Below are 16623 nucleotides of genomic sequence, written 5' to 3' on the forward strand. Positions count from 1 at the left end.
TAAAGTTGAAAAACAATTGGAAATTATATATAATTTAGCAAAAAAGGAGCTTTTTTAGTTATCTGGGTCAGCCCCTTTTTATTTAATCAAATTAATTTTATAAATATTATTACTTGATGTCAAAAATATTTAAATTATTCATCAAAGCATCTATATGAATTTTAGAATACTGCAATGAATTATTAACAATATACCAATATCCCCATATATAATTAACAATTATCTGAGCTTTTCTTACTTTTTTTTCATCAGCACCATCATACAAACTTATAAATTCTAAACGCTGCTCTTCATTAATATTAGATTCACATATAAAATTCCCTAAATCCCAATATTTTGAAGAAAATCCAGAATATTCAAAATCTATTAATTTTACATCTTTTCCATTATACATTATATTTCCATAGAGCAAATCCCTATGGCATAACACTTGATCATCTTGTTCTATTTCATCTGCTATAGAAAGTATAAATTCTCTTTGAGTATCTGTTACTATTTTTTTATTAGCAAGAGATTCATATTTATTAATTTCAGTATGCATAGACATAGGTTTAAAATCCATATGATCTTTAAATTTAATGCTATGCAATTCTTTTAATGCATTTACAAAAGATTTGAAAAAATCTGTATTTAAATCTTCATCTACTATGCTATGATATCCTTCTAAATAATCTGTTATCTTTACATCCCAATCAAAAAACTCTGTTTTAGGACATATAGTTAATGGTACTATAGAAGTAACTTTTCTTTCAGCTGGTCTATCTACAAATGATTCTGTACCTATTCCCGGTATTCTTATAACTTTATCTTCACCTAAAAATTTTATTCTATAATTGTAATTTGTAAGACCAGCCAGCCTTGTAGCTTTATTATCATCTGAGCATTGCTCTGCTATATCATCTGATGTTAAAAGGTTATGAGTTATAGCATCACTAAAAGAATCTATTTCATAAATTAAATCTTTTACTTCTGTTGCATAAAAATCTATTTTTTTTAATGAATTTAATACACAATATTCCCAATATTTATTATCATCAGTTTTTATTAATTCTTCTTTTAAAATTGATAAATCTTTCTTAGCAAAATATGCTATTCCTGTTTCACAAAGTCCGCTTTTACTATTCTCATCTATAGATATAACTTTATTATTATTATCTATATTATATTTCCAAGTAGGGTGTATTGTACTTTCTAATTTTTGACCTATGAACTGAGATACATCTTTTTTTATAAATCTTACAAAATCACTTTTAATATATAAATCACCATTCATTATTATTGTATCATCATCTATATCATCAATAACCAACTTTAAAGAATAACTACTATTTGTTTTCTCATAGTTTTCATTTATAATTTTTTTTAGTCCTAATGTTGATACATATTCATCAAACATTTCATGCTTATAGCCTGTAACTATGGTAATATCATTAATATTGGATTCTTTTAAAAAATGCACCGTATTTTCTAATAAAGTTTTACTATGTACATTTAATAAAGGTTTTGGCTTTATTAAAGTCATTGGTGCTAATCTAGTTCCTTTTCCCGCTGCAAGTATTATAGCTTTCATATAAAAACTCCTTAAATATTCAAATTATCAGTTTAAGTCTGTTAGTATTTTACTTAAAGCCAAAGCTCCTTTTTTGGCAGCTTCGCCTCTAAATTTATAAGCATCTTCTTTAGCTTTTATAATATTATCTTTTAATGAGGCATTATTAATAGTATTATTAACTATATTAGCAATGTTAGAAAAATTATTCTCATCTATCGAAACGGAAATATTTGGCAAAGTCCTAAAAGTCCAAGTCTCTTCTTTAAGTTCAACGGCATCATATCCCCTTTTATCAAATGTAAAATTAGGTATAATCGTAGGCTTATCAAAAAGAAAAGCATAATCAAATATAACACCAGAAAAATCTGATATCATAACATCAGCTTTTGATAATGAATAAATATTATCTCTATTAAAATCCCATTCTATATTGGCATTATCCTTATATTTGTTTTTTAATCTTTCAAGCATATCTTTTTCTACTATATTAGATTGAGGATGCGGACGTATTATTACATAATAACCGCTTTCTAAAATAGGATCTATTAGTTTTTCTCCAAACCTAGTTAAAAGCCCGTTCATACCCCAAGAAGGAGCTATTAGAACAGTTTCTTTATCATTTAATTTATTAATAGATTTTAATGCATCTTCTTTCTTCTTGTTAAGTTCATCTAAATATGTACTTCCTATAATTTCTAATTCTTTTACTTTAGTTCCTCTTGTTTCTTCCAGCTCTCTTATATCTGCTATTTGATTTTCACCATTTAATAATACAGCATCAAAAAAATCCAATGAATACAAACAATATAAAGCAGCTTCGCTAGGAGCATGAAATATATGAACATACTTCTTTACACCTTTAGAGCGTTTCAACTGAAAAACATCCAAATTAGGTGTAGTCATTAAACAAATATCAGCTTCTATAAAATTTAGTTTAGCATAAGCCTTATTTCCTACTCCTATAAACTCAGTATGAAGTAAATCATTTTTAATCTCAAAAATTTGGTCATCTTCACTCGAACTATAATATATTACTGGTATTTCTAATTTTATAAGCTCTTCTATTATAGGTTTAAAAACATTATAATATCTTTTATCTTCTCCATAAATTATTATTCTTGCCTTTTTTGAAGCTTCTGTTTCTATATTTTTACTTTTAGAAAAAGACATAGTTTTTAACTTTATCACTAATGCCTTTGATAAAAAGAAAAGTGCTCCTATTATTCCAAAAAGTGCTGAAAAAAGTAAACTTCCAGTACCTGGGTCTATATATCCAAATAAATTTCTTTGAAAGAAAAAAACAAATAAAACTATGATTGATATTAACATATAATAGCCTCAAAATTAAAAATGCATAAATAACTTATATCAATAAATTTCATGAATCATCATATATAAACTCTACTTCCTCTACAATATTTTTATTTTTTAAATCAGTTAAAAACTTTTTCCAATTATTTGTATCAAATATATTATCTTTAACATAATAAAATTTTCTAAAAGAATACATATTAGAATATTGTAAATTAGGTTGCCATTCTCTAGAAAATATAATATATACTCCATTATTTTTATAATCATTTGTAATTAAAGTACCTGTAAATGGATTTTTAATACCAACTATATGTTTAGTAGCTAAATAAGGTACATCAGCAACTGTTGAAAAATTAGTATCTATAATTAACTCACCCCTAGAATTAAAATCTTTATATATTAACAAGGCGTTAAATAAATTAATAGTTAATTTATAATCATCATTAATATCATAATTATTAAGTCCATAGAGAGGAAATCCATGATCAGAAACAACTATTATTTTTGTATTATCATATAAATTATTATCTTTTAAATAATTTATAAAATCAATTAAAATATTAATAGAAGCCATATTAGCATAAAAATGCTTAGTACTTGATTCATCTTTATAAATTAATAAATCTTCATCTCTAACATTTGTTGATTCAGAATAAGGTAAATAATCAGAATTAAAAAATTGAGGTTCATGTGTAATCATATTATGAAGTATATTATAATAGTTACCTTCCTCTTTTATACTTATAAAATTTTTAGTATTTTTTAAAATAGAATAGGTATATATACTTGAATTAACATTAAAATTATCAATATTAAACCAATTACCATTTCTATAAAAATCATACCTCAAATTTATAGGAAGCATTCTAAATATAGAAAATCTAACTATTCTATTTTTTTGCTTCATTTTATTCTGTTCATTAAAATTAATATATCCAATATTTCTATCTTTTAATAAATATTCATAAATACTATCATTGGCAACGCTACTATTATTATAAGCATTTATATTGCTGTAAGACTCAAATATACTTAAATCAGGTACATATTGAAAATTAGCATAAGCAGGTTCCAATATAGATGATTTATAACCATATTTTTCTAATGACATAGGAAGCATTAAAAGAGCTTCATTATGCTTTTCTTTTATTATATAATTACCACTTGTACTCATTTCATATGGTAAATAATCATATCCACCGTATATAGAACCTATTCCTAAAGTTGTACTACAAAAAGAAACATTATTTTTATAAAATATAAAACCATCAAATTTAGTTTTAAATTCAGGGTATTTATTAATTGCATCATCCCAATAAGATGAAACTGCTCTATCTAATATAAAGACAAAAATATTTTCACCATTCTTAGACAAATTAAATATTTTATTATCATCTATATTGTTATTAACATTTATTTTTTCTAATTCTAACTGTTCTGTTATTATTCCTCTAATATTAAATACAGACACAGAAAATAAAGCTAATAATATAACAAAATAAATATTAATAAAAAATATAAGTCTTTTTTTGATAATAAATAATGTAAATAATAAAATTACAGACAATATTAATATTATATTAAATATTATTTGATTAGCAGATGCTTTTAATAATTCAGTATTATCAAATATCAAATCAGCATTAATATTTAAATAATTACCTGTCATAATAAATGTATTAATTAACACTATACTAGAAGTAAAAATGATAATTAAAGTTATATAAGATTTAATTTTATCTGAAAATAATAAATATATAAATAAAGGATAAAATAAAAATAATCCAATACATATAGATAAATTATTAAATATTAAATAAAAAGGATTAGTAAACTCTTGAGGAGAATTGCCTATTAATGAGCTAGGTATAAATAAACCTGATAATATACTTATAATAATACAAGATATAATAATCAATTTATCTCTAATTGATGTAAAAGAAAACTCTTCTTCTTTATTTTTAAAGATGAACCTATAAACGTTGCCTATATTAATGATAAAAGTTAATATTAATAAAAAAGTATATATATTAATTGAATAAGATTTAGGAGATAATTTATAATAAATATCTATATTTTCATTTATAGTATTTATATCTTTATTCAATTCTACAACAGCATATTTTATATTATAACCATTAAATTCTATTTTTTTTATATGTTTTGTAAGCTTATTAACATTGCCTTGAAATTCAAATATATCACTGCTTATAAATATTTTGCTGTAATATTTTATTCTAGCAGAGTATACATAATTATTATTATTTTTAATAAAAATAAAATTAAAATCAGATAAATACGCCTTTCTTTCTATTTTTCCTAAAGAGATTAATAATATAAATAATATTGTAACTATAATAAAAAATATATTATAAGCCTTTAATAATTTGTATTTATTTTTAATAAATATATTATAAAGTTTATATTCTATTACTATATTCTTTATTAAAGAAAATAAGCAATTGATTGTCCAATAAAATAGAAGGCCTGACGGTGAAGTATATAATAGCACTAAAAATATTAAAGATACTATATATAAAGTAAGACTCTCCTTAAACTTTAATTTCTTAGAATAAACTAAACCTGCCAATAAGCTAAATAAAGTCATTACAAATGGAAGCAAATTAATACTAAAACTACCTATATGAATTAAAGCATCTGGTTTAGATAAGTCTTTAATAAATAAAAAAGATACACCGCTTAATCCTATCAAACTATGCACAAAATTATATGCTGCCATAAAAAATGGTATTTGTATTAAAAGACCTAAAGTACCGCGAAAAGCATATATTGTTTTATAGCCATTTATTCTTTGACAAGCTCTAATTAATAAATATCTTTGATCTCCTTTATATACAGCCTTTATATTATCTATCATTGGTTTCATCTTATCTTGTATAGCCCTTTCTTTAGCCTGCCAAGATTCTGCGATATTATATAGAGGAAGCGACAAAAAATTTATACATAAACTTAATAAAAATAAACTTATACCATAACTTGATTTAAATATATTATTAAACAAATAGAATAATATTTCTATAATAAATTCTATAGGATATATTAAAATATTATAAAGTATATCAAAAAACATTATAATACCCCAAAGAAATGAGTTTTTCTGAGTTTATAACTTTTTTGATAAACACATGGTATGTTTTTTCTATGTAATGATAAAGACAAAAATAAATTATGAACTGTTGACTGTTGACTGTTGACTGTTGACTGTTGACTGTTGACTGTTGACTGTTGACTACCATTTCATCTCCGCTTTCAATCATTTAATACATTCTAATATTAAATTATAATTATTGCAATCATTTTTATAAAAAACATTAAATAATTAATTAAATAAATATTTTTCAATAATTGAAACATAAAAAAAGCTGTAAAATAAATATATTTACAGCTTAAAAATATATGCATTATTAAAATTATTTAGTATAAATCTTTCCATTATGTTTTTCTTTTATTTTTGCAACGGTATCAGATATCATATTAACAGACTGCATTATATCATCAAACACATCAGGCTTTATAGACTGAGCCCCATCACATAAAGCATGCTCAGGGTCATTATGCACTTCTATAATCATGCCGTCAGCACCTGCAGAAATAGCTGCTAAAGTGAGAGGAAGTGCCATCCAAGACTTGCCGCTCGCATGCGAAGGGTCTCCTATTACAGGTAAATGACTTAAACGCTTTATTGCTGGTATTGCTGATACATCAAAAGTGTTTCTTGTGTAAGTTTCAAATGTTCTCACCCCTCTCTCACATAACACTACATTATCATTGCCCTGATTAAGTATATATTCAGCACTCATTAGCCATTCTTCTATAGTATTAGCTAATCCTCTTTTTAAAAGTATTGGCTTTTTTAACTTCCCAACCTCTTTTAGAAGCTCAAAGTTCTGCATGTTTCTCGCCCCAATCTGAATCATATCAACAGTATTTTCAAAATCTTCTAAATGCCTTATAGATACAATTTCACTTACTATAGGAATTCCAACTTCTTCTTTTGCAAGTTTTAGTATTTTTAGCCCATCAAGTGCTAAACCCTGAAAAGCATAAGGAGAAGTCCTTGGCTTAAAAGCTCCCCCTCTAAGCATTGAAGCTCCTGAAGCTTTCACACTTTTTGCTATGCTTATTAGTTGCTCTTCACTCTCTACAGAACAAGGTCCTGCTATAATTACAGGTTTATTCCCCCCTATTTTTACGCCAGATACATCTACTATAGTATCTTCTTTTTTAAATACCCTGTTTGCTCTTTTAAATGGCTCTTGTACTTTTAAAACTTTTGATACTCCTGGTAAGGAAGCTATTAACTCTATGTCTATTTTAGAAGTATCTCCAACCATTCCTATTACTGTATAATCTACACCCACACTTTTATGTATGCCTAAACCTGCCTCTTTTAATCTCTCTATAATACTTTCTATATGTTCTTCTTTAGCATTGGGCTTCATTACTACTATCATAATAAAATCTCCTTAAATACAAATAATTATTATAAATTAGTATATATTAAAAAATTATATTTTGTGTAAAAAATATTTATTAACGGCATTAAAACAAATTTTATATAATTAAATTTTGAAATTATATATAACTTACTTTTTATAAATAACCTAAAAATAACTCTTTTATATTGATATTATATGTTTTTTGTATATAATCTATTATTATGAAAAATGGAAAAGTAATATTTCCGGGTACTTTTGACCCTTTTACTTTGGGACACCTTGATGTTCTCTATAGGCTTGCTGATATATTTGAAGAAGTTTATATATCTGTAGCTGTAAACTTAGAAAAATCTCCAACTTTTACTATAGAAGAAAGAAAAGCTATGATTGAAAAAGTGGTTGGAAAAAATGATACTATAAAAATAGTGTCTATATCTGGGCTTGTTACAGAATATATGAAACAAAATAATATAAAAGTATTAGCAAGAGGAATAAGAGACAGCGAAGATTTATATTATGAACTAAAAATGTCAAGAATGAATAAGTTATTATACCCAGAAATGGATACTATATTTTTACATACATCTGAACATTATGCATATATAAGTTCATCACTCATTAAAGAGATACTAAAATTTAATGGTCCTATAGATGGCTTAGTTCCAGAAGTTTTAATAGATGATATTAAATCCAAATTCATAAAAAAATAAAATAATAAAAAAAATATATCAAAAAACGAATAAAGATTAGAATATGAAAAATTTTTACTTAGAAAATTACGGCTGCCAAATGAATAAGGCAGATTCAAATAGTTTAATAAACTCACTTATGCAAGAAGGCTTTATACAAACAGAAAATCATGAAAATGCTGATAATATCATAATAAACACATGCAGCGTGAGAGCACATGCTGAAGAGAGAGTTTTTTCAAGGGTAAAGCTATTTAATGCCAATAGAAAGAAAAACAAAAAAGATACAAAAATCATCATCATGGGCTGTATGGCTCAAACTTCTAAAGAACATCTTGAAAGTTTAGGGGTTGATAAGATATTTGATGTATATAATGAAGTTAATATTATAGACTATCTGAAAGATGAAGAGGTTTTCGTAAGAAAGTTTAATGACAATTATATATTTAATAAGTCTTATGTTGATGAAGATAAACCGCATAAAGCATTCATACCAATTACGCACGGATGCAACAACTGGTGCACATACTGCATAGTGCCTCACACAAGAGGTAAGATGATTAGCAGAAAATCTAATGAGATATTAGACGAAGTAAGAAGGCTTATTGATGAGGGTGCTAAAGAGATTACGCTTCTTGGGCAGAATGTTAATTCTTATGGGCTTGATATTGATGATGAAATAAACTTTACAGAGCTATTATACAAAATAGATAAAGTTATAGAAGAAAAAGCAAAAAATAAGGTGTGGATAAGATTTTTAACTTCCCACCCTAAAGATTTTGACAAAGAACTCGCTGATGCAATATGGAGCTTAAACAGTTTATGTAAGCACATACATCTTCCTTTTCAAAGCGGTTCAGACAGAATATTATCTTTAATGAACAGAAAATACACAAAAGAAGAATATATTAAAAAAGTATCATATTTACGTGAGCATGCCGATGACTTCCCTATTTCTACAGATATTATAGTAGGTTATGCAGATGAAACTGAAGAAGAATATCAAGAAACATTAGATTTACTTGAAAGCATTGGTTTTGAAGAGGCTTATTTATATAAATATTCTGAAAGAGAAGGCTCTATTGCATACAAAAAGAAAGTTCAATATGATAAAGCGGCAGGGGCAAGAAGACTTACTCAAATAGTTAATTTCCAAAGAGAATTGGCTCAAAAGCTGCTCTCAAAACAAGTGGGCAAAAAAGCTTATATAATGATAGATGATATTGCTAAAGATAATATGCATTATTTATGCAGAAGTAAAGAAAATAGAATAATATTAATAAAAAAAGAAGATGAGCTTAATATAGGTGATATATATTACTCTGAAATAACTGAGATAAAAAATCATACTTTAATTGGAAATTTAATAAAATAAAAAAAATATTCAAATAATTTGCGAAAAAAAATTCATTTTCAGTTTATATATTTGCAATTTTTTTTGTTAAATGGTAAAATTTTATTATAACAATTTTAGGGGTAGTATCTTGAGTTGTAATATTTGTGGCAAAAATCTTGCTGTTTTACATATAAAAGAATCTATAGGTAATAAAAAATACGAAATGCATATCTGCGAAGAATGCGAAAAAAAAATGAATATAATGGAAAAATGTATAGAACTTGAATTTAATAATTTATATACAATCTTTCCAGAATCTAAACCTGTTGCAAATTTAAAAAAGAAAAATCCGAAAAAACGTAAAGTAAAAGATAAAATATGCCCATCTTGCGGTTATTCTTTGAGAGACTTTAAAAAAACAGGAATAATGTCTTGTCCTAAATGTTATGAAAACTTCTCAGAAAATATATCTAAATATGTGAGAAAAATACATACTTACAACAAACATCTTGGAAGAGTTGCAAATAAAAACCTTACCAATAGAGATATAGAAGAAAAAATTAAACAATATGAAGCTACTATGGATATGCTCATCAAAATAGAAAACTATGAAGAAGCTTCTATTATTAAAAATAAAATACAAAACCTTAAACAAACTTTAAACATAAAAGAAACTTTAAGTGAAAATAAAGATGTCCGCAGATAACATTGCTAAATGGATATATAAAAAAGGCTTGGAAGATAATATCATATTATACTCTAAGGTATCTATATATAGAAATATAGACAATATTAGGTTTTATAATCATATAGATAAAGATGATATAGAAAAAATAGACAGCATTCTTACAAAAGAAATAGAAGAACTTAGAAAATTAGATATTCATCTTGAGAAAATAAAATTAATAGAGCTTCCTTCATTAGAAATCAAGCTTTTAAAAGAGAATCTCACAATACCAAATAAAAGAAATCTGTTAAATGCTTCTATATATATAGATGAAGACGAAGAGACGTCTATTTTAATTAATTCTAATGAACATTGCGAAATACAAACTATAGCAAGAGGTTTAGAAATTGAAGAATGTTTTAATAGAGCTTATAAAATAGAAAGTATGCTGGATAAAAAAATAGATTTCGCTTTTAATAAAAAATTTGGATATTTGACTAGCTCCCCAGAAAAAATAGGAATTGCAGCAAATTTAACAGTATCTATGGCAATACCGGCTATAATATGGAAAACACCAGACAATATAGAATATTTTATTAATAAAGCATCAAAAAAAGGGTTTGATATATCTATTAGAGCTGGAAGAACAATGCCGGTGCTTAATATAACAAACAGAACTATGATGGGTATTTCAGAAAAAGATGTTTTAAATAATATGCTCGAAATTGTAAATTATATTTTAGACAAAGAAAAAAAAATGCGTGTAAGAATAAAGAATATGGACAGATTAAATATAGAAGATAAGGTTTATAGGAGTAAGGCTATATTATTAAGTGCGAGAGTTATGAATTATATGGAGTTTATAAAGCATAATTTATGGCTTAGAGTGGGGTTAGATTGTAATATTATTGATGATATAGATTTGGATACTTTATCTTATATGATATTTATTGCAAAAAATAATCATTTAAAATTAATGTTTAATAATAAAAAAAAGTATAAAAAAACTTCTGAAATGAGGGCGGCTGTATTAAGAGATATAATGAATAATCAATAAAATTTATTTCATTAATTGTTTCATAATATCTAATATATTGAGCAATTTTACCCTATTAGAAAGGTTAATTGGAAGTAAAGAAAATAATTTTAATTTACCATTAACAGCATGTATTTTAAACTCAGACTTTTTTAAATTAATAAAATCTGATACTAAATTTGAAGTTTCTTTATTGTAAAAAACAACATTAACATTGATGTTTGATGATGAGTGTGATTTAATAGATATATTCTCTGAAACACAATAGGCAAACTTTTCATTTCTGCTGTTAATAAGATTGCATTCAAAATCTTCTAAAATCATTTTTATTGGGGCATTATTTTTTATATTAATAATGACATTTACATTTGTAGAATCCCATTCAAATTTTTTTAATTCAATTCCTCCAAAATTATAGTCTATAGGTATTTTCAAACCATGCTCCTTAAAACTAAAAAAGAGCTATAATCCTTAGATTATAACTCTATTTTTTTAATAAATAATTAAAATGCCATTAATTAGCCAATTTCAAATTACATTCATGCTCTTCTTTTTTATACATAGCCTGTCTTTTCATAAGCAAATCAAAATCAACCAAATGACCGTCAAATTCAGGACCCTCAACGCAAGCAAATTTAGTTTGAGTACCAACTAATACCCTACAGCATCCGCACATACCAGTACCATCAATCATAATAGGGTTCAAACTAACAGTAGTAGGAATATTGTATTCTTTAGTAAGTTTGCAAACAAATTTCATCATAATAGCAGGACCAATAGCTATGACCTCAGAAATCTTATCTCCCCTATCATATATTTTCTTAATCATATCAGTAACTAAGCCCTTCTCACCATAGCTTCCATTATCAGTACAAACTAATAATTCATCAGATACTTTTTTCATCATATCTTCCATAATGATAAGAGATTTATCTCTAGCACCTAATATAGATATAACCTTATTTCCAGCATTATGATGAGCTTGTACTATAGGATGTAAAGGAGCTATACCAACTCCGCCTCCCACGCCAAGTATAATACCATCTTTCTTTTCAATATGAGTAGGCTGACCCAATGGTCCTATAATGTCCATTATTTCATCGCCAACTTTAAGTTCCATCAATTTAGCTGTAGAATAACCAATACTTTGAGTTACTATAGTAATTGTTCCCGCTTCAGGGTCAGCATCAGCTATAGTAAGAGGTACTCTCTCCCCTAACTCATCTAATCTAAAAATAATAAAATTACCTGCTTTACGATGCTTAGCTATATCTGGAGCTACAACTTTCATCATAAAAACCTTATCTGACCATTGTTCCTTAGCAACAATTTTATAGCCCATAAAGATTTCTCCTTAAATAATATTTATTTTTTAAATTTATTGATTATTTTCTGTTGTTGATTCTTCTGCTGACTCTTCTTTAGAAGATTCTTCAGACTTTATTAAATCGGAATGTTTAGGTATTTTCACCCCAAGTCTTTCAACTAAGCGAGCTTTCTTACCAACTTTATCTCTTAAATAATAAAGTTTAGCTCTTCTTACTTTAGCTTTTCTTATAATATCAATATGATCTATTCTAGGAGAGTTTACCAAAAATATCCTCTCAACACCAACACCATAAGATATTTTTCTAACTATAAAACTTTTATTAATACCTTTACCACGCATTGAAATAACAACGCCTTCAAATGCTTGTAATCTTTCTCTATCACCTTCTATAATTTTTACCCATACTTTTACGGTATCACCTATTTCAAAAGGCAAAATAGCTTCTTTTTTATGCTTTGCTTCTACTAATCTAATCTGTTGCTCCATTGATTTTTCTCCTAAAAATTTATATTAATTTAATTAAATACACTTTATAGAAATTATATTTTATCATAATATACTAATTTAATCAAGTAGAATATATAGATTTTTTGTTTAGCTAAGCATATTCTATTTATTTTTTTACTTATTATAATAATTATTACTTAATAGAGATAAATTATTAAAAACAAATATAAATTTATATCAAATATACCGCCTATCTGTTTTAAATAAATTTTTTCAAGTAAAATACTCTTTATCCGATAAAATATAATAATAAAAAAGATATAGCTATAGTTGATAAGGGTATAGAGTTATGAATAATGATAAAAAGCAAAAAATTATTAAAACATTTCTTAGTCTGATGATATCATTTTTAATGATTTTTATAGTGGCTATGTTTGCAAGAGTGGCAAGTAATACTGTATTACCTCAAAATAGCAAAGTATCTGTATTAATCAATGATTATTTAGATATGATGATGGAAATGATGGATAAATTTGCTACAAACTTAAAAATAAAAAGAAATACCGTCTCAGAATATCAGGTAAACTTAATAACACAATCTATATCAGATTATGTTGGATATAGTATGTATCAAACCGCTGATATATTAAAAGATTATAACCCATATAAAAATTATTCTAAAGCAGAATTAGAGAAATATAAAAATGATTATTATAAAATGACTTTGGAAAACCCTTATTTAAGAAGCATGACTGTTTTTTCTATGGACGGTAAGATGAGGCTCAATTTATATTCGGCAAATCATAAATCTTGGCCTATAGAATTACAGGACAGCCTATTAAAAGAAGTAAAAAATAAAGGTTCTTTAGTATTAAATGCTGAAAATGAAAATGCTTTCTATATAATGGAATATATTAAAAATAAAAATGGTGAAATTATTGTTACTACAAGAAATGATTACTCTTATGTTTCTGATATAGCTATGTATTATCAAGTGGCAGACAAAAGACTTTATATAAGTGACTCTAGGGATTTAGTTTATAATGTGAGAGAATCTGTGGGAGAGAAATCTATAGAAAAAGTATCAAGTGTTATTAATAGATTTGCCTACTATAAAAAACAGCCAAGTTTTATAGTTAATGATTCATTATCTGTATCTATGATAGGAAAAGAGTATCCTAATTATTTTGAGTTGATAGTATTAGCAGTTACTGCTTTACTTATATTATTATTCCAATTAATATTGACTGGAATACTTAATTTCTTTAAATATTTAATGCAGATTAAAAGTAATAGAGAGTTTTTAGAAAATGTGAAAGGTGAAAACGAGCTTTTTATTGATGAAAGTTTAGTAAAGTCAGATATACCTAAATCTACAGCTATAGATGATATGCCGCCTATAATAGAAAAATTGCATTATAAAATACCAGAAAAATATTTTGAAAAAAATGAAGCTAAAGAAGAAAATAAATTTAATATTGCAAAAGACATATCAAATATTGTAAATATGATTAAATTTACCAGCTCCAACCCTATCAAAAATGAAGATATAAATAATGATTATAATGAAATAAATGATAACATAGAAGAAATAAAAGACAGCAGCATAGAAGAAAATAATCTTGATAATATTTATTCATTAAGCTATATAGAAAATGAAGTTGATAAAGAATTAGAAAATGAAAAAAATGAAGATTTAATAGAAGTTGTAGAAGATGAAATATCAGAAGAAGATAGCATATTAGAATACAATGAATTAGAAGAAATCTATAAAACAGAAGAGTATAACGAATACAACGAAGAAGAATATGATGAAATAGAAAATATAGAATATAAAGACAATATAGATATTAATTTAAATGATAACGAAGAAATAAATAATCAAGAAGATGAAAATATAGAAGAGTATAGTCATACAGAAAATAATGACAATAATGAATATTATTCTTTAAATGACGAATATTTAAATAATAATAATGATGAATATCTTTATAATACTAATGAAGATATAAGAGATAGAAAAATTATTAAAAGTGATTCATCATTATCATATGAAGACAAATACAGCACTGATAACATTTTCAATTCAAAAGAAGAAATAGAAGAAGTAAACGAAATAGATGAGATAAAAGAATCAGAAAGAACAGAAGAAATAAAAGAAAATGCAGCAGAAGAAGAAAAAAATAATGTTGATATGGAAATATATAATTCATATAATATTATAGAAAATAATACTGCAGAAAAAATAAAAAATAATATAGACACTAAAAAAACAGAAGACGTGTTTGCTGCTTTTGATAAAATGCTCTCTTCAATAATAAGCAAAGCTGAAGAAGATGCTAAAAAAAGTATAACTAAAAAATAATATAGGTGGTTTTTTATGTTTGATAGACATAATAATATTTCTATTTTTGTATATATAGCTATTTTGCTTAATACTATAATTATTGCTCTATTTATCACTTTTGTATTTGGATTAAAGAAAGATGCTTTTGACATAGATACAAAAAAACTTGATAGAACATCTCTTATATGTCAAAATAATATATTGAGCCTTATAAATGACTATGATAATAGACTAGATAAAATAATAGAAAGCTATAATTTTCCTTCATTGCTTCAAAATGTAGTTTTAAATGGAATGAATGAAGATGAAAAAAATAGAATTATATCTATTTTTAGAAGCGGTAATTATGCTTTTGATACTGTTGGGCTTTATTTTTCTGATGGCCGTGCCGTATTTTCTTCTCCGGACAATAGAAAAAGTATTAATTTAAATGCATTAAAAGTAAATAATAAAAAAGCATTTTTTGACCAAGATTTTGACGGAGTTTATTTTATTAAGCCTATAAAAAATGAAAAAGGTTTAGAAGTAGGATATATTGTAGCAAGCGTATTTAAAAAGATTTTTGAAAACACTTCATACAATTTAAACTTTCTGCTTATACCTAATGGAGTGGTATATTACAACCCTTCTATAAATATCAATAGTATTTCGAGAGATACATTATATCAATATATGAATAATCCCGGAGTAATAAATATAGGTGCTTATTCATACATATTACATTCGAGCAATGTTAAAGATATATATAATTTTAATGTTGGTATATTAGAGCTTGATGTACCTATAATACAAAAATATTTAAAATACATCTTACTCATTATACTTAGCTCCTCTTTAGTTTTCTTGGTGGCAAGTGCATTATACGAAAGAAAAAAATTACAAATGCAAAACGCTTCTGATATAGAATATGACAGTATATATTCAGATGATAATAATTTAGAATATGAGCAATATAATGATTTTAATGATGATGATGAAAATAATCTTGATGATTTTAATTATGACTTAGATACATTAAATGAAGATATAGAATATTTAAATAAAATAGAGTCAAAAAACAAAAAACATATTGATAAAAAAAGCAAATTAGAATTACCTAATTTAGATGAAATAGATAAAGCTGAAAATAATATTGGTAAAGAAGATTCTTTAAATATTGAAGATTTAGAAGATATGGAAGACAATATTGAAGATGAAGCTATTAAGTTAGAAAATGTTGAAGACGTTGATGATACAGACGAGCATTTAAATATAGACAATATTGAAGACTTAGAAGATAATATTGAAGATGAAGCTATCAAGTTAGAAAATGTTGAAGACGTTGATGATACAGACGAGCATTTAAATATAGACAATATTGAAGATTTGGAAGATAATATTGAAGATGAAGCTATTAAGTTAGAAAATGTTGAAGACGTTGATGATACAGATGAGCATTTAAATAT

12 protein-coding genes and 1 pseudogene are annotated in these 16623 nt (G+C 25.2%); 6 read left to right on the forward strand and 7 right to left on the reverse strand.

Annotation, left to right across the window (positions count from 1 at the left end; translation table 11 throughout):
* Window positions 1-109 precede the first annotated feature (109 nt).
* The 4 genes from Q0H31_RS10725 to aroF all read right to left on the reverse strand — a co-directional run bounded on the left by Q0H31_RS10725 (window position 110) and on the right by aroF (window position 7341).
* Window positions 110-1570 carry a sugar phosphate nucleotidyltransferase gene (locus tag Q0H31_RS10725; RefSeq protein ID WP_295298062.1) on the reverse strand — a complete coding sequence of 487 codons (1461 nt, stop codon included), beginning with the start codon at window positions 1568-1570 and terminating at the stop codon, window positions 110-112.
* 27 nt (window positions 1571-1597) lie between these two features.
* Entirely contained in the window at window positions 1598-2881 is a 1284-nt protein-coding gene (locus Q0H31_RS10730) for a CDP-glycerol glycerophosphotransferase family protein (RefSeq protein ID WP_295298063.1), read from the reverse strand.
* A 49-nt stretch (window positions 2882-2930) separates the two neighbouring features.
* A complete protein-coding gene (locus Q0H31_RS10735; RefSeq protein ID WP_295298064.1) occupies window positions 2931-5957 on the reverse strand; it encodes a YidC/Oxa1 family membrane protein insertase in 3027 nt (1008 codons plus the stop codon).
* Window positions 5958-6297: 340 nt separating this feature from the next.
* Window positions 6298-7341, reverse strand: coding sequence for a 3-deoxy-7-phosphoheptulonate synthase (gene aroF, locus Q0H31_RS10740; RefSeq protein ID WP_295298066.1), 1044 nt, complete (start codon window positions 7339-7341; stop codon window positions 6298-6300).
* 206 nt (window positions 7342-7547) lie between these two features.
* Here aroF and coaD point away from each other — a divergent pair, with 206 nt between their 5' ends.
* From coaD to Q0H31_RS10760, 4 genes are all read left to right on the forward strand, one after another.
* On the forward strand, window positions 7548-8036 hold the full coding sequence (gene coaD / locus Q0H31_RS10745) for a pantetheine-phosphate adenylyltransferase (RefSeq protein ID WP_295298068.1): 489 nt from the start codon (window positions 7548-7550) through the stop codon (window positions 8034-8036).
* 43 nt (window positions 8037-8079) lie between these two features.
* Window positions 8080-9390, forward strand: coding sequence for a tRNA (N6-isopentenyl adenosine(37)-C2)-methylthiotransferase MiaB (gene miaB / locus Q0H31_RS10750; protein ID WP_295298070.1), 1311 nt, complete (start codon window positions 8080-8082; stop codon window positions 9388-9390).
* Between the two features lie 109 nt (window positions 9391-9499).
* Window positions 9500-10057 carry an excinuclease ABC subunit B gene (locus Q0H31_RS10755; RefSeq protein WP_295298072.1) on the forward strand — a complete coding sequence of 186 codons (558 nt, stop codon included), beginning with the start codon at window positions 9500-9502 and terminating at the stop codon, window positions 10055-10057.
* On the forward strand, window positions 10044-11075 hold the full coding sequence (locus Q0H31_RS10760) for a guanido phosphotransferase (protein WP_295298074.1): 1032 nt from the start codon (window positions 10044-10046) through the stop codon (window positions 11073-11075). Before Q0H31_RS10755 ends, Q0H31_RS10760 begins: the two co-directional genes overlap by 14 nt.
* 3 nt (window positions 11076-11078) lie before the next feature.
* Here Q0H31_RS10760 and Q0H31_RS10765 read toward each other — a convergent pair whose 3' ends face one another.
* From Q0H31_RS10765 to rplS, 3 genes are all read right to left on the reverse strand, one after another.
* A complete protein-coding gene (locus tag Q0H31_RS10765; protein WP_295298076.1) occupies window positions 11079-11489 on the reverse strand; it encodes a hypothetical protein in 411 nt (136 codons plus the stop codon).
* Between the two features lie 79 nt (window positions 11490-11568).
* Window positions 11569-12396, reverse strand: a complete 828-nt coding sequence (locus Q0H31_RS10770) for a sulfide/dihydroorotate dehydrogenase-like FAD/NAD-binding protein (protein ID WP_295298078.1) — start codon at window positions 12394-12396, stop codon at window positions 11569-11571.
* Window positions 12397-12432: 36 nt separating this feature from the next.
* Window positions 12433-12870, reverse strand: coding sequence for a 50S ribosomal protein L19 (gene rplS, locus Q0H31_RS10775; protein WP_295298080.1), 438 nt, complete (start codon window positions 12868-12870; stop codon window positions 12433-12435).
* 310 nt (window positions 12871-13180) lie between these two features.
* Between rplS and Q0H31_RS10780 the strand changes: the two genes are divergently transcribed.
* Complete coding sequence (locus Q0H31_RS10780) at window positions 13181-15196, forward strand: hypothetical protein (RefSeq protein WP_295298082.1); 2016 nt, start codon at window positions 13181-13183, stop codon at window positions 15194-15196.
* Window positions 15197-15211: 15 nt separating this feature from the next.
* Window positions 15212-16623 (forward strand): annotated as a pseudogene (locus tag Q0H31_RS10785) (AAA family ATPase); the annotation flags it as partial.

This window comes from uncultured Brachyspira sp. (genome assembly GCF_934747485.1).
In the GTDB taxonomy this organism is placed as follows: domain Bacteria; phylum Spirochaetota; class Brachyspiria; order Brachyspirales; family Brachyspiraceae; genus Brachyspira.

Coding starts and splice junctions, on each gene's coding strand:
- coaD (WP_295298068.1), top strand. CDS start 7,548: ATGAAAAATGGAAAAGTAATATTTCCGGGTACTTTTGACCCTTTTACT.
- Q0H31_RS10730 (WP_295298063.1), bottom strand. CDS start 2,881: ATGTTAATATCAATCATAGTTTTATTTGTTTTTTTCTTTCAAAGAAAT.
- rplS (WP_295298080.1), bottom strand. CDS start 12,870: ATGGAGCAACAGATTAGATTAGTAGAAGCAAAGCATAAAAAAGAAGCT.
- Q0H31_RS10735 (WP_295298064.1), bottom strand. CDS start 5,957: ATGTTTTTTGATATACTTTATAATATTTTAATATATCCTATAGAATTT.
- Q0H31_RS10760 (WP_295298074.1), top strand. CDS start 10,044: ATGTCCGCAGATAACATTGCTAAATGGATATATAAAAAAGGCTTGGAA.
- Q0H31_RS10725 (WP_295298062.1), bottom strand. CDS start 1,570: ATGAAAGCTATAATACTTGCAGCGGGAAAAGGAACTAGATTAGCACCA.
- Q0H31_RS10770 (WP_295298078.1), bottom strand. CDS start 12,396: ATGGGCTATAAAATTGTTGCTAAGGAACAATGGTCAGATAAGGTTTTT.
- Q0H31_RS10780 (WP_295298082.1), top strand. CDS start 13,181: ATGAATAATGATAAAAAGCAAAAAATTATTAAAACATTTCTTAGTCTG.
- aroF (WP_295298066.1), bottom strand. CDS start 7,341: ATGATAGTAGTAATGAAGCCCAATGCTAAAGAAGAACATATAGAAAGT.
- miaB (WP_295298070.1), top strand. CDS start 8,080: ATGAAAAATTTTTACTTAGAAAATTACGGCTGCCAAATGAATAAGGCA.